Below are 15,083 nucleotides of genomic sequence, written 5' to 3'. Positions count from 1 at the left end.
CGCTAGATTGTTAGGGCATGACCGCACAGCAACCCGTTCTCATTCTTGGCGCCGGTATCAATGGCGCCGCGATTGCGCGCGAATTGGTGCTCAATGGCATGCCCGTTGTGCTCGTTGACACGGCCGACCTGGCCTATGGCGCCACGGCCTACGCCTCGCGTTTGATTCACGGCGGACTCCGCTACCTGGAATACGGCGAGTTCGACCTGGTGCGCGAATCGCTCGCCGAGCGGACGCGGCTGTTGCGGCTGGCTCCGCAATTCGTCCGGCCGCTGCGGCTGTTTATTCCTATCGAAAACCGCTTCGGCGGGCTGTGGCGCTCGGCCGAACGATTCTTGTTCAAAGGGGGGCGCGCGGCCCGGCCGGGGCGCCCCGCGAAGACCGTTAAGCCTCGCGGACTGTGGCTCGTGCAGATGGGATTGCGGATGTACGACGCGTACGCGCGCGATCCTGACCTCCCGCACCACGCCACGCACCGCCGCACGCAAGAAGACGCGATCGACGTCAGTTCCCAATACCGTTGGCTTTGTTCCTATTACGACGCCCAGATTCGCTTCCCCGAGCGCTATGTAGTGGCGATGCTGGACGACGCGCGCCAAGTGGCAGCCGCGGCCGGCACGCGTTTCGACATCCTCAACTATCACCGCGCGGCACTCGACGGGAAGACCGTCACCGTGTACCCCGTTGCAAACGGTCGAGCGGCGGCGGCCTTCGAGCCGGCCGCGGTGATCAACGCCACGGGCGCTTGGATCGATCTGACATTACAGCGGCTGGGGCTTCCCTCCGGCCGCCTGATGGGAGGAACCAAGGGAAGCCACATCGTCACGTGGAATCCCGCGCTGCACGCGGCGCTCACGCACAACGGTCAGTCGTACGCCGGCCTGTACGCCGAGGCGGCCGACGGCCGGCCGGTGTTCGTGCTTCCCTTTGGCGACGCTTCTTTGATCGGCACCACCGACGAAGAGTACCAAGGCGACCCTGCCGCCGCGACGGCAACGCAAGCGGAGATCGATTACTTGTTGGCAACGGCCAATTCGTTACTGCCGCAGGTGAAATTGACCGCGGCCGACGTCGATCTGCACTACAGCGGCGTGCGGCCGCTACCGTACGTGGGCGAGGCGACGCCGGCGACGGTTACGCGGCGCCATTCTTTGATCGAGAACCATGCGGCGCCCGTCCCCCTGTATTCCGTGATCGGCGGCAAGCTCACGACATCGCGGTCGCTGGCCGAGGAAGTCACGGCGATGCTATTCCAGCGTCTGGGGCGGCAGGTAACCGCGACCACGGAGGCACGTCCGCTGCCGGGTGCCGCCGGCTTTCCGAGAAACCCCCGCGAGCAACCGGCGGCGCGACAAAAGATCGCGGCGCGCACGGGATACACCGAGGCCCAAGTTGCCGCCGCCTGGGAACTGTACGGCACGCGCTGCGAAGAGATACTCGCCGACGCCCCCGATCGAAACATCCTCATCGGAACCGACCTGCCGACGGCGGTCGCGCGGTTCGCTATTCGCCATGAATGGGTGCAAGGCTTGTCGGATCTCGTTGAGCGGCGCTTGATGTTGCTGTACCATCATCGCCTGTATGAGGGCACGCTCGAACAATTGGCGCGACTGATGGTCGAAGCGGGGGCCATCGTCGAACAGCAGGTCGCCGAGCAAGTCAGCCAATGCGCGCGGCGTCTGGAATCGCGCTTCGGCAAGCGGATCGTCGCGGGCGCCCCTTGATCGAAAACCAGGCGGGAGGGCGGCAGATGCTACGCGGCACGGCACGCGAATGCGCGGCGGAATTCCTGGGCACTCTCGTCCTGGTCACCTTCGGCGTGGCCGTGGTGGCGCAAGTGGTGCTGGGCGAAAAATCGCACGGCGAATACCTGTCGATCAATCTCGGCTGGGGTTTGGCCGTGACGATGGGCATTCTCGTCGCCGGCGGCGTGTCAGGCGCGCATTTGAATCCGGCCGTGACGCTGGCCGTGGCCGTGTGTCAGGATTTTCCGTGGCGCAAAGTGCTCCCCTATTGCGTGGCGCAGATGGCCGGCGCCTTCGTGGCCTCGGCGATCGTTTTTGCCGTTTATCACGAGGCGCTCGAAAGCTTCGCCGGCACGACCCGCGATCAAAGCACTGCCGGCATTTGGGCCACCTATCCGCAAGATTACTTGTCGCTCGGCGGCGGCCTCATCGACCAGGTCGTCGGTACGGCGCTCTTGGTCGCCTGCGTCTTCGCCATCGGCGACAAACGGAACGCCAATCCCGCGCCCGTGCAGGGAGCGATCGCGGTCGGACTACTCGTGGTGCTGATCGGCATGACCTTCGGCCTGAACGCGGGTTATGCCATCAATCCGGCCCGCGATTTCGGACCGCGCCTCTTCACGGCCGTGGCTGGTTGGGGGCCGGAGGTCTTCCGCTGGGGCAACGGCTTCTGGTGGGTGCCGATCGTTGGTCCGTTGGCCGGCGGCATTATCGGCGGCTGGATTTACCAGGCCCTCATCGCACGGCATCATCCACAAGAGAACTAACGACGCCCGGGTGCCCGCGTCTCGGATCTCACTTCAGCACCGGACAGACGTCCAGCCATTCGCGGCCGTCGCGGTACATCCACTTCGTGCTCGCAACCGGTCCCCACGCCTCTTTTTCGTAAATGGCCACCTCCGGCTCGCCGGTCTTCTCCCAGCCTTCGCGGATCGGGTCGATTATGCCCCAGGCGAGCTCCACCTCGTCGCTGCGCGCAAACAAGCTCGCATCGCCCATGAGCACATCTAACAGCAAGCGTTCGTAAGCCTCGGGCATCGCCTTGGGAAAGTCGGCGCAGAAGCGGTACTCGAGGTTCGTCGAGCGCATCTTCATGCCGGCGTCGGGCACCTTGGTCTCGAACTGCAGTTGCATTCCTTCGGCCGGCTGGATGTGAATCACGAGTCGATTGGCTGGCTGCCCGTGATTCGACGGAAAGAGCATGTGCGGGGGCTCGCGGAACTGGATGACGATCTGCGTTGTGCGGCAGCTCATGGCCTTCCCGCTGCGGAGGTAGAACGGCACGCCTTGCCAGCGCCAATTGTCGATGTGCAAGCGTGCCGCGGCGAAGGTGGCGATCTGACTGTCGGGCGCGACTCCTTTTTCCTCCCGGTAAGTGTCGTACTGGCCGCGAATCGTGGCCTCGGCCACGTCCTCGGGCTTGAGCCGGCGCACGGACTGCAACACCTTCACCTTCTCGTTGCGCACAAGATCGGCGTCGAAACGAGCCGGCACCTCCATCGCGGTCACGGCCAACAACTGCAACAGGTGGTTCTGAAACATATCGCGCAGGACACCGGCGGTCTCGTAATAGCTCGCCCGGCTGCCGACCACCACCTCTTCGGCCGCCGTGATCTGCACGTGATCGATGAAGTTGCGGTTCCACAACGGCTCGAAGATCGCGTTCGCGAAGCGAAACACCAAAATATTCTGCACCGTCTCTTTGCCGAGGTAGTGATCGATGCGGTACACCTGGTTTTCGGCGAAGACGCGATGCACGGCGTCGTTCAGCTCGCGCGCCGTTGCCAGGTCGGTTCCGAAGGGCTTCTCGATGACGATGCGGCGAATGCCGCGCGTCTGATCGGCCATGCCGCAAGCGCCCAACTGCGCGATGGCGGTTTCGTAGAAGTGCGGCGCGGTCGCCAGGTAGTAAATGCGCTGTGGCCGGTTGTTGTTCGTATCGCTTCCCGGCCCCGCGGCAGTTTTGGCGGCGGTCGTGGTGGCTGGTCGGGCTTCGAGCTGCTCGAGATACGTGCCGAGCGCCGCGACGTCCTTCGCTTGCCCCAGATCGCCGCCATAGTAATGGACGTTCTGGGCAAAGCTGTCCCAGGAGGCGCGCTGAAAGTCCGCGCCGACGAAGTGGGCCGTGCTCTCGGCCAGGTGCGAGCGCCACTCCTCGTCGGTAAACGGGCTGCGCGAGAAGCCGACGATGCGGGTGTCGGCCGGCAGCCGCTTCTTGCGATGTAGTTGAAACAGCGATGGGATCAGCTTGCGGCTTGTCAGGTCGCCGGAAGCACCGAATATGACAAAGGTTGCTGACACGCTTGCGTGCTCCTTCGCGAAGACGATTCCTGGCCAGATGGGCCCGGTCGAGGGCCGCATGGCGCGCGGCGGCGAGGCCATATCTGGTGCCCGCCGCCCAATTATTCCGGAAAACGCCGGCCGATGACATGGCGCCCCGCACGCCCGGCTTTGCGACTGGCGTGCCAATTGCTATATTCTAGAAGCGTCCGGACACACCACGAGGATTGCGCGCGCCGCAGGAATGCGGCGGCCATGAGGGCTGCCAGGCGACTTGCCGACCCGCGGTGTGCTGTTGACCAATAATGTTCGTGGCCACGGCGTTTCATGGTTTTGCTCCGCCCGGGTCTTTCTCTGCGCCCAGGGCGATCCTGTAACTGCCTTCCAGGAGGCTTGGGTAATGTCGTTAGGTGTCGAATCCAACTTGAAGGATATGGTCGTTTCCAGCACGCTCTTTGGTCCGCGCGAAGTGCAGCAGATCAAGGACGCCATCGCGGCCGACTTTGCCAACTACCGGCAGTTGCGCGATGCGGTACACGAATTGGAATCGGCGCAAAGCACCAGCCCCGCCGCGGCTACGAAGCTGGGGGTTTGCTACTTCCTGCTGGGACGCTATCGCCTGGCCGATGAAATGCTGCGCAGCGCCGATGGCGGCGCACTGGCCCAGTTCTACTTGGGCAAGACCTATAGCGCTCGCGGTCAATATGAAGATGCCGTGAAAGCCTTCCAAGATGCCGCCAAAGCCGGCTACGACCGCGATGCCTGTGCGCTGGCACAGGCCGAGGCGCAGCGTGCCGGTGGCCAGCCTGCCGAAGCTCTGGCCACGCTCGACCGCCTCTCGGGCGCCGTGGAGCAGACGGCCGATTACCTGTATCAGCGCGGCGCCACGATCGCGTCCCTGGGCAACAACCCGCACGAGGTTGTCGCCCTTTACGAGCGCGCCGTCGAAGCCGACAGCCGTCATCCGGGCGCCCTGTTCGGACTGGCGCTGGAGAATGACCGCCGCGGCAACGACGAAACGGCGATGGAGCTCTATCAGCGCTCCGCGGCGCAGTTTCCGGCGCACATCGGATCGCTGTTGAACCTGGGAATCCTCTATGAGGACCGCCAGCAATACGAGCGCGCCCGTCAGTGCTACCAGCGCATCCTGGAGAGCTATCCTAGCCATCCGCGAGCGCGGCTCTTTTTCCGCGATGCGCAGGCCGCTGGCGATATGTTCTACGACGAGGACGCGCAGCGCCGTCGCGACCGCCTCAGCCAGGTGTTGACGATGCCGGTTACCGACTTCGAACTGTCGGTGCGCAGCCGCAACTGCCTGCAAAAAATGGGGCTCATCACACTGGGCGATCTGGCCCGTACGAGCGAGCAGGAATTGCTCGCCAGCAAGAATTTCGGCGAGACTTCGCTCATCGAAATCAAGGAAATGCTGGCCTCCAAGGGTCTTGAGCTGGGTCAACTCGCCGCCGAGAAGCACACCATGCGCGGCGGCTACGAGCCCGAAGTCATGAGCCCGGACGAACAGGCGCTCTTGAACAAGACAATCGCCGACCTGAACCTGTCGGTGCGGGCTCGCAAGTGCATGATTCGCCTGGGAATCAGCACGATCGGCGAGTTGGTGCGTCGCACTGGCGACGAATTGCTCGAGTGCAAGAATTTCGGCGTGACCAGTCTCAACGAAGTTCGCGAAAAGCTGACCGGCCACGGTCTGAAGCTCCGCGGCGACTGAGCGCCGGACCGCAACCTGACCGGCCGCATACTGGCCCGAAGCGCCAGCGAGGGTTCTGCCGTACCGTTGGCTCGAAGCGCTCCCTCGCTGGCGCTTCGAGCTACTGAACGTCTTCCTGCTGTTCGCGAAAAGTGCGCCCGCATTCATGACCGCCAGCGCATTTCGCTTTGAGCTTCTGCACCAGGATCGCACGAGCGCGGCGCGCCGCAGCATTTTTCATACACCGCACGGGCCGGTCGACATGCCGGCCTTCATGCCGGTCGGCACGCAAGGGACGGTCAAGGGGGTTACCGTCGAACAGCTGCGCGCCACGGGCGCGCAGATGATATTGGCCAACACTTATCACCTGGCGCTCCGCCCCGGCGAACATTTGGTCGAGTCGCTCGGTGGCCTGCACGGCTTCTCGGGGTGGTCGGGACCGATCCTGACCGACAGCGGCGGATTTCAACTCTTCAGTCTCGCGCAGATGACCAAGGTCAGCGAAGCCGGGGCCGTCTTCCGCTCGCACATCGACGGACGCCTGCTGGAACTATCTCCCGAGCGCGCCATAGCCATTCAAGAATCGCTCGGCAGCGACGTGGCGATGGTACTCGATCACGTCGTGCCGCTGCCGGCCGAGCGCAACGTGGTGCTCGACGCCATGCAGCGCACCATTCGCTGGGCCGAGCGGTGCCGCGCTACGGCACGACGGGCGGACCAGGCCCTCTTCGGCATCGTGCAAGGGGGGCTCGATCCGAAAATGCGTATCTCCTGCGCCGAGGCGCTGGCAGCGATTGACTTTCCCGGGTACGCCGTCGGTGGATTAAGCGTTGGCGAGACGCCGGCCGAAATGTACGCCGTGCTGGACGTGACGGTGCCGGCCCTGCCGCACGATCGGCCACGATACTTGATGGGAGTCGGCACGCCGGTCGATCTGCTCGAGGCCATTGGTCGTGGAATCGACCTCTTTGACTGCGTCATGCCCACGCGAAATGGGCGTAACGCCATGGCCTTTACGGACGGGGGCGGGCTACGACTGCGCAATTTGTCACTGGCTGACGATCGTCGACCGATCGAGGAGGTCTGCCCCTGCCCCGCCTGCCGGCATAGCCGTGGTTATCTGCGGCATCTGTTCATGGCGCGCGAGATGCTCGGGCCGATGTTGCTATCGATCCACAACCTGACCTATTACCAGCGGCTGCTCGCTGACGCTCGCGCGGCGATCGCCGAGGATCGTTTTGCGGCGTTTCGCGCGGCGAAAATGGCAGGCTGGCGCGGCGCGATGGAAGCAGCGGATTAGCCTCCCAATGATCCCCTTGCCCGTTGTGGCGCTTAGCTTTATGATACGGCGCGTTAGTCGCGGAATGTGCGTGGCCCGGCCCCGAGGCATCGGGCTGCTTCTGTCGCCAGGGCGCGCAGCGGCGCGAACATGGAGCGGTGCCTGTAAGTCGTAGGCGCCTGTGCCATACCATGGCGGAATCATGGGCGGCGGAATCATGGGCTCGGTCTCGCGAGCTGTGATCCAGCGCGTGAGCCCTCACGGCGTGTTTCTTTGTGCAGAGGTTCTATCGTGACTTGGTTGCGTGTGGGCGAATGGACCGTGCTGGCCGAGGGGGCTGCGAATCCGCAGGGCCCGTCCCCCGTGTTCATGTTGATGCCCGTGCTATTCATGGTCGTGCTGTACTTTTTGATCGTGCAGCGACCGCAACGGCGCGAGCAGGCCGAACGGCAAGCGATGCTTACGAATCTCAAGAAGAACGATCACGTTCTCTTGACGAGCGGTATTTTTGGCGTGGTGACGAACATCCGCCCCGATGCCGACGAGGTTACGGTGCGCGTCGACGAATCGTCGAACACGAAGCTGCGCGTGACCCGCGCCAGCGTGGCACGCGTCATCGTCGACGAGCCGGCCGGCAGCGCGGAGAGTGGCGCGGCGGGGTGAATCAAACTGGGACCTTGAAGGTCGGACCCTTGAAGGATTTTGCGATATGAACTCGGACAACATCGAACTGTTGTTGGTGCTGTTGGGCGTGTTCCTGGTGCCACTCGTGCTGGGACATTACATCAGCAAAGCCGTACGCATGCCGGAGCAGGCATGGCGTATTGCAACCGTATTGTTTTCCACGTTTGCCGCCTTGGCGGTCACCTGGTACGGCTGGCCGCCGAAGCTCGGCATCGATCTGTCGGGCGGGTCGATCCTGGTCTATGAAGTCGACGAGCAGGTCAAGGAACCCGGCACCAGCGTCGACATGGAAAAGTTGGTGCAGGCCGTCACCAAGCGCGTCAATCCCGGCGGGGTCCGCGAAGTCACGATTCGCCCTTACGGCATCAACCAGATCGAAATCATCATTCCCAAGGCTGAAGAAGATGAGCTGGAGCGCATCAAGAACAAAATCAGCTCGACCGGCATGTTGGAATTCCGCATCACGGCCAACGAGCGCGATCACGCCAACTTGATCGAGCTGGCCAAGCAGTTGGACCCCGCAACCAAGCCGCTGGTGACCGAAAACAGCGACGGCTCGAGCGAGCTTGTGGCCAAGTGGGTACCGGTGCATCGCAAGGAGGACAGCTACTTTTCCGATCCCCGTTCCGGTTTTATCTCGCGCAAGACCGACAAGGGCGACCTGGAAGTGCTCGTGGCCATCGATCCGCAGAACGTTACCGGCCAGTACCTGCGCAGCGCCGCCGCCGGCGTCGGCATGCGCGGGCCGAAGGTGGACTTCCGATTCGATTCGACCGGCTCGAAGCTCTTCGGCCGCTTGACCAGCGACAACCTGCCCGAGGGCGTACAGGGTTTTCACCGTCATCTGGCGATCCTTCTCGACGGATATCTTTATTCCGCGCCACAAATCAACGAGCCGATCTTCGAGAGCGGCGAAATCAACGGCAACTTCACGACGGCCGAAACCGAAGACCTGGCCAGCGTGCTGACCGCCGGCAGCCTGCCCACCGCTTTGCGCAAAGAGCCCAGCAGCAGCCTGCTCACCGGGGCCACGCTCGGAGCCGACACGATTCAAAAGGGCGTCTACTCGATGCTCGTGGCCACGACGGCCGTGATCATTTTCATGGTCATCTACTATCGCTTCGCGGGCGTGGTGGCGAATATCGCGCTGTTGTTGAACGTGCTGTTGATCGTGGCCTTCATGATCATGTTCAACGCGGCATTTACTCTTTCCGGCCTGGCCGGTCTCGCCCTAACGGTCGGTATGGCCGTCGATGCGAACGTGCTGATTTACGAGCGCATGCGCGAGGAGCTAACGCGCGGGGCCACCTTGCGGATGGCCATTCGCAACGGCTTTGAAAAGGCTACGACCACGATCATCGATGCCAATGTTACCACGCTGATTTCCGCCGTCGTGCTGTACATCATGGGAACCGACCAGGTGAAAGGCTTCGCCGTCACTTTGATCCTGGGCATCGTGATGAACCTTTTCACGGCGATCTTCGTGTCGCGCGTATTCTTCGACATTGCCGAGAAGACGCGCTTCATCAAGGACCTGAAGATGCTGCACATCCTCAGCAATCCGAACTTCGACTTCATTGGCAAACGCCGGATCGCCATCGCCATTTCCTTGATGATTATCGCCATCGGCATGGTGGGCGTCGTGCAGCGCGGCAAGGGACTCTTGGACATCGATTTCACCGGCGGCGTCTCGGTGCAGACGTTGTTCGACGAACCGATCGACATCGCCGAGGTACGCGACCAGATCGACAACGTCCGCGACGAATTGCCGGATGCCACCGTACAAGACGTGCGAATTGCACACGAAACGCCGGGCAAGCGCTTCGTGATCAACACGTCGAATCCCAAGATCGAGGACGTCGAAGCCAAGCTGAGCGAAATCTTCAAGGGAAAACTCGTCGTCAATCATATTGAAGTCGCCAGGCTGGACGCGATTCCTGCTGCCGCCAATGCAGCGCCGGCCGACAAGAAGGCGGCGCCCGCCGCTGAAACGACACCGGCCGAGACGACAGCTCCGGCGAAGGCAACGCCCGAGGGAGGAAACGGCGCGCAGCATCGCATCCGCGGCGGCGACGAGTTGCTACTGGCAATGGCCGACGTGACGGCACAGGACGCCGCTACCCAAGAGCCCCCTGAGACGGAGGCGGCCAAGAGCGAACCCGCCGCCGCCCCGCCCAAGGAAGACGCCCTATCAGCGACGAAGGCCGAGGAACAACCGGCCAAGGCGGCCACGCCGGCGGATACGGCAGCCGCGGCCGAGACCCCTGCGAAAGCCACGGGCCCTGCTCTGCCGGCGGCAACGGGCACGGCGACGGCCGTTGAACCGGCCTTAGCCTCGACGCGATTTGCCGGCGGATCGGAAGCGGATATCACGTCTTCGATACCGATCAGTCACGACCGGCTGCTCGACTTGTTGCAAAAGGCGGTGGCAACGGAAGCCGGCGCGAAGAACGCGATCTTCTCGCTTGACACCCCCGGATACGAGCCTGGCAGCGACGCCAGTTTCGAGAAGTGGCACGTGCGCACCACGCTGCCGGCCGACGCTGCCCGCACGCTGCTTACGCACGTCAACAACGAACTGTCGGAGCAACCCTATTTCCCGGCGTCGAGCAATATTGGCGCCGCGGTCGCCGCGGCCACCCAGCAGCAGGCCGCCGTGGCGATGTTCGCCAGCCTGGTGCTGATCCTGGCCTACATCTGGTTCCGGTTTTCGCAGGTCATGTTCGGCGTGGCCGGGGTCATCGCGGTCGTACACGACGTGCTAGTCACCCTGGGCGCCTTGGCCCTCAGCACCTGGTTAGCACGGATTCCGGGGTTGGAATTCTTGTTGATCGAGCCCTTCAAGATCAGCCTGCCGATCATTGCCGCCTTCTTGACGATTATCGGCTACTCGCTGAACGACACGATCGTGATCTTCGACCGCATTCGCGAGATGCGCGGTAAGAGCCCGCTCATCTCCGTCCAGTTAGCGAATGCCGCGATCAATCAAACCCTCAGCCGGACGATTCTCACGTCGTTAACGGTGTTTATCGTCGTGTTGATCCTGTACATCGTGGGTGGTGAAGGCATCCATGGCTTTGCCTTCGCGCTGGTGGTAGGCGTCGTGGCCGGGTCTTACAGCACGATCTACATTGCCACCCCCATCGTGCTGTGGATGAACCGCGAAGAACTGGCGCATTCCAAGCCGGCGCTCGCTGAATCGGGCGTGGCTCAGCAAACCTAACCTGCCTATCGCAGACCGGTGTAATTCCCGGATTGCGTAAGATTTGCACTCCGCGCCGGCAAATCGCCGCGCTGTCGGCTTTGCGCCATCGATACGCGCTGAATTCCGGATCGATTTCTGCGGCCTCGCCCGCCTGTGACCGATTGCCAGGATGATGGAGCACTCTCGGCAGGCCGAGGCGATTGCTCGATCCTTCGAACCTCAGGTCGTCGATGCCAGCGCAAAGAAAACTTTTGATCGTGGCCGTCGTCGTCGTCGTGGGCGTAACAGCGGCTTTCCTGTTTCGCAAACCTGCGGCGCCTGCCGGCGCCGACGCCGCCACGACTCCGACGAACGCCACGGGCAGGCTCGAAACGGCACAACCCGTCGACAAGCCGGCGCCTGTGTCTCATCTGACCGGGCGGATCGATCCGCCAGACGCAGCGAACGCCGAGCGCGGAACGGTCGCGCCGGCGACGAGTGATCGCGGCTTTGGCCTTTCGACGATGCCGCCCGCCGGTGGCTATTCGGCGCTGCGTCCGTTGAATGACGAACAGACGCCGGGCGCCGGCAACACCGCGGCGACGCCGGATGTCGCGCCCGGCGCGGGTTTCAACGAGTTGCGCCGGCACAAGATTGTCGACGGCGACACCCTCTCGGGGCTCGCGGTGCGCTACCTGGGGAGCGCGGATCGGTATCGCGAGATCTTCGAACTAAACAAGGACATCCTCGGCAATCCCGATCTACTGCCCATCGGTACCGAGCTAAAAATCCCAGCGCTGGGATCGAAGGTCTCGACGCCGGGCAGCATCAACAATCGTCCGATGGTACCCGTCCCGCCGCGCGGCAGTCCGGCTGTCGCATTGCCCGGTGGCTGAAAAACGAGCCGCCTTTCTATGGCAGCTTGCGCTCCTGCCAGGCGTAGGGCTGCTTGGCGGCCCGCTCGTCGAAAAACTCGGCGATGTTGCTCATCAGACCGAAGTCCTTGAAGTCCTTGCCCAGCAATTTCGTTCCCTGCAACCGGGTGGGAATGCGATGGTCGAAGAACAGATCTTGATCCTCGACCTTGATTGGCTGCGGGTGAAATTTCTTGAGTGTCTTGTGGATCTTGGTCGCGTCGCGCATCGCGGTCGGATCCTGATTTCCCACGGCGATGTAAAAGGCGATGCGGGAACGCACCGCGCGGTCGTTGTACGCCTCGATCATCCGCAGCGATTTGAACCTTTCCGGCGGTGATAGCATCACGATCGCCTTCACATCCTGGCCTTGCTTGCCGATGGCCAAGGGGGGCCAATTCCAATCCTCGATCGCCCAGTTCACGGCCAGGACAGCGCCCATATCCGCGCCGACCATGCACAGTTTGTCGATGTTCAGCTCGCCGGCGTTGTTCTTGGCGATCAGGAACTTATTGGCCGCTTCGACATCAGCGAGCATGCCGCTGAATGCCGCCTGTGGCATGTCCGCGGCCAGCAGCGGCCGGTTCGCATCGGGCACCAGCGTGCTTTCGCCGTGGCCGCGAAGGTCGACGGCCAGCACGGCAAACCCCTCTTCCTGCAGATAATCGCCCAAGGCACTAAAGTCGTGCCGCGAGCCGCCATACCCATGCAGCAAGATCACCGGCACGCTTTCCTTGCCATTGGTCCCCGGCCAGAAGGTGGCCTTCAGGCCCATCCCGTCTTCCGCCGAGAGGGTGACCTCTTTCTTGGGGGGCTTCGGCTTTTCCTTGTCGTCCTCGGCTTGAACCGGCCGCCCGCCCCCGACGGCCAGCGCGACCACGGCCGTCAACAACGTCAGCCATGCGCCCGATCCCAAACGGCTTTTCGCGCGGCGCCAGGCATAGTGAGCTGGATCGTTGGACATACGTTCGAGCGGTCGACGCCATGCGCAAGAGCGGAGAATCGAGCACCGGATTTCATGGTAGATGGGGTATTCCGGACGGTCAAACATCGATTGCTCGGGCTCCCCTGGCACCGTGGGCTTGGCAAAACCGGTCAGCCACCGGTCGCAAACTCGCAAGCGTTTACCGCCGAAGCAACCGGCGAAACCGCACGCCGCGGCAAATCGCCGGGCCTGTCTTTCCCTTGCATTCGCCGTGAAAAGTCTTGACAATAGATCAAAGAGACTGGGCGAAAGCCGACCAGGCAGCCAGAGTCGGTCGGGCCAGCGGCGCTTGCGGAACGGCGCACGCCGACCGGTTGCAGAGAAGTCGGATCGAAGAGGTAGCCGTCGATGAGCGGCGTCGTGCGAAATTGGCTCCAATCCGTCCCCATCGAACGGGACGGCATCTCCTGGGCTGCCAGCCTCTGTGTGCATCTTTCGCTGCTGGTAGGGCTGGCGCTCGCCTGGCAACATCTCCCCAGCAAAGAGTCGGGCGTTGTCCTCTCGTCGCTCGACGCCGCCGAAGCCGCGGCGGACCTGCAAGAGGTGCAGTACAGCGAAGCGACAGGCACGAGCGAGGAAGTCGGTAGCAACGGACTGCAAGGCACGTCCATGGCCTTGGCCACGGCGCCCAACCTGGCAGACGTGGCACGCATCGAAACCGGCCACATGGAAGCGTCAGACATCGGCCAGGCCGATATCCCGGTAATCGCCGACCTCTCGTCGGCACCTAATCTCAACGAACGTCTGGCCGTGGCCGGCGACGCCGGCGTAGGCGTCAAGGGCGCCGAGGGGGCCGTCGATCGCATCACCCAGGAAATTCTCGTCTCGCTCGACGAGCGCCCCACGCTGGTCGTCTGGCTCTTGGATCAGTCGGAAAGCATGCGAGCGCAGCGCAACGCCATCGAGCAGCGCTTCGATCACATCTATAAAGAGCTGAACATCATCCAGTCGCGCGGCGCCGATCAATTCATCAAGCACGGCAGCGAACCGCTGTTGACCGCTATCGTTGCCTTTGGCCAGGAAATCAGCTTCCGCCTCAAATCCCCGACCGACAATCTGGAACAGATCAAAAGCGCGATTCGCGAAATCCCGGTCGACGAAAGCGGCATCGAGCTGACCTTTACGGCCGTGACCGAGGCGGCCCGCAAGTATCAGAAGTTTCGCACCGGCAACCCGCGGCGCAACGTCATGCTGATCGTCGTCACGGACGAAGCCGGCAATGACGAAGACCGCCAGGAAGGGGCCATTGATATCTGCAAGCGGTACGCCATGCCGGTCTACGTGATCGGCGTGCCCGCCCCGTTCGGTCAGCGGCAGGCCTTCGTGCATTACGTCGATCCCGACCCGCAATATGCCGCGCGGGATTTGCCGGTAGATCAGGGCCCGGAATCGGCCATGCCGGAAAACGTGCAACTCGGTTTCTCGGGCCGTGACTTTGATCCACTCGCGGCGATCGACTCGGGCTTTGGTCCTTATGGCCTGACGCGGCTGTCCGTGGCCACGCATGGCATCTACTTCGCCGTGCATCCGAACCGGCCTTCCGGCGAGGGAAAGGCGAAGGGCACCGCCGATATGGCCGCGCGAATGAACCAGTTCTTCGATCCCTCGATCATGCGCAATTACTTGCCCGACTACGTTGCCCCCCGGCAGTACGAACAACTGTTGAAGGAGAACGGGGCGCGGGCGGCCCTGGTGAAGGCGGCGCAGAGTTCGATGGTCGAGGCGATGGACCGGCCGCGATTGATGTTCCCCAAACGGAGCGAAGCCGGCCTGAAGCAAGAGTTGGACATCGCCCAGCGCTCGGCCGCCATCGTCGAGCCACGGTTGCAAGACTTGTACGGCATTCTGAAGCTGGGCGAGAAGGATCGCGCGAAGTTGACCGGCGCGCGCTGGCAAGCCGGCTACGACCTGGCCATGGGGCGCGTGCTGGCCATGATGGTCCGCACCTCGGCCTACAACACGATGCTGGCCAAGGCCAAGGGCGGGATGAAGTTCGAAAAAGACGACAGCGACACATGGGTGCTCACGCCGGCCGACGAAGTCACGGCCACCAGCGCGTTGGAGAAAATGGCCACCCAATCGCGCGAATATCTAACCCGCGTCCGCGAGCAGCATCCCGGCACGCCCTGGGCCTATCTGGCCGATCGCGAGCTTAAGGAGCCCCTGGGCTGGAAATGGACCGAGAAGCACGTCGGCTATGACGAGCCGCGTAAAAACAACGGCGGCGGTGGCGGCGGCAATCCCAACGACCGCCTGCGCAAGCTGGAAAAGCCCAAGCCCGTGCGCGAGAACGTGAAGCTGTAGGGC

The 15,083-nt window shown here is 63.0% G+C and carries 10 protein-coding genes; 8 read left to right on the top strand and 2 right to left on the bottom strand.

Features of this window, described 5'->3' with window-relative positions; translation table 11 throughout:
* Window positions 1-17 precede the first annotated feature (17 nt).
* Entirely contained in the window at window positions 18-1,724 is a 1,707-nt protein-coding gene (locus VHD36_10060; protein HVU87654.1) for a glycerol-3-phosphate dehydrogenase/oxidase, read from the top strand.
* A gap of 26 nt (window positions 1,725-1,750) precedes the next feature.
* On the top strand, window positions 1,751-2,512 hold the full coding sequence (locus VHD36_10055) for an MIP family channel protein (protein HVU87653.1): 762 nt from the start codon (window positions 1,751-1,753) through the stop codon (window positions 2,510-2,512).
* Between the two features lie 28 nt (window positions 2,513-2,540).
* Here the strand turns inward: VHD36_10055 and zwf are convergent, their stop codons facing one another.
* On the bottom strand, window positions 2,541-4,046 hold the full coding sequence (gene zwf / locus VHD36_10050) for a glucose-6-phosphate dehydrogenase (protein ID HVU87652.1): 1,506 nt from the start codon (window positions 4,044-4,046) through the stop codon (window positions 2,541-2,543).
* 379 nt (window positions 4,047-4,425) lie between these two features.
* Between zwf and VHD36_10045 the strand changes: the two genes are divergently transcribed.
* The 5 genes from VHD36_10045 (at window position 4,426) to VHD36_10025 (ending at window position 11,773) form a co-directional block, all read left to right on the top strand.
* Window positions 4,426-5,751, top strand: a complete 1,326-nt coding sequence (locus tag VHD36_10045) for a DNA-directed RNA polymerase subunit alpha C-terminal domain-containing protein (GenBank protein ID HVU87651.1) — start codon at window positions 4,426-4,428, stop codon at window positions 5,749-5,751.
* 145 nt (window positions 5,752-5,896) lie between these two features.
* Window positions 5,897-7,030 (top strand): tRNA guanosine(34) transglycosylase Tgt, encoded by a 1,134-nt coding sequence (tgt, locus tag VHD36_10040; GenBank protein ID HVU87650.1) that lies wholly within the window; start codon window positions 5,897-5,899, stop codon window positions 7,028-7,030.
* Window positions 7,031-7,300: 270 nt separating this feature from the next.
* Entirely contained in the window at window positions 7,301-7,672 is a 372-nt protein-coding gene (yajC, locus tag VHD36_10035; protein ID HVU87649.1) for a preprotein translocase subunit YajC, read from the top strand.
* 46 nt (window positions 7,673-7,718) lie between these two features.
* On the top strand, window positions 7,719-10,916 hold the full coding sequence (secD, locus tag VHD36_10030; protein HVU87648.1) for a protein translocase subunit SecD: 3,198 nt from the start codon (window positions 7,719-7,721) through the stop codon (window positions 10,914-10,916).
* Window positions 10,917-11,155: 239 nt separating this feature from the next.
* Window positions 11,156-11,773, top strand: coding sequence for a LysM peptidoglycan-binding domain-containing protein (locus tag VHD36_10025; GenBank protein ID HVU87647.1), 618 nt, complete (start codon window positions 11,156-11,158; stop codon window positions 11,771-11,773).
* Between the two features lie 16 nt (window positions 11,774-11,789).
* Here VHD36_10025 and VHD36_10020 read toward each other — a convergent pair whose 3' ends face one another.
* Window positions 11,790-12,755: an alpha/beta fold hydrolase gene (locus VHD36_10020; GenBank protein HVU87646.1), complete on the bottom strand. Its 966-nt coding sequence runs from the start codon at window positions 12,753-12,755 to the stop codon at window positions 11,790-11,792.
* A 381-nt stretch (window positions 12,756-13,136) separates the two neighbouring features.
* On the opposite strand from VHD36_10020, the gene VHD36_10015 reads away from it, so the two are divergent.
* Window positions 13,137-15,080 carry a VWA domain-containing protein gene (locus tag VHD36_10015; protein HVU87645.1) on the top strand — a complete coding sequence of 648 codons (1,944 nt, stop codon included), beginning with the start codon at window positions 13,137-13,139 and terminating at the stop codon, window positions 15,078-15,080.
* Window positions 15,081-15,083: the final 3 nt, after the last annotated feature.

This window comes from Pirellulales bacterium, assembly GCA_035546535.1.
GTDB lineage: Bacteria > Planctomycetota > Planctomycetia > Pirellulales > JACPPG01 > JACPPG01.
This window is presented reverse-complemented; position numbering and strand designations above follow the sequence as displayed.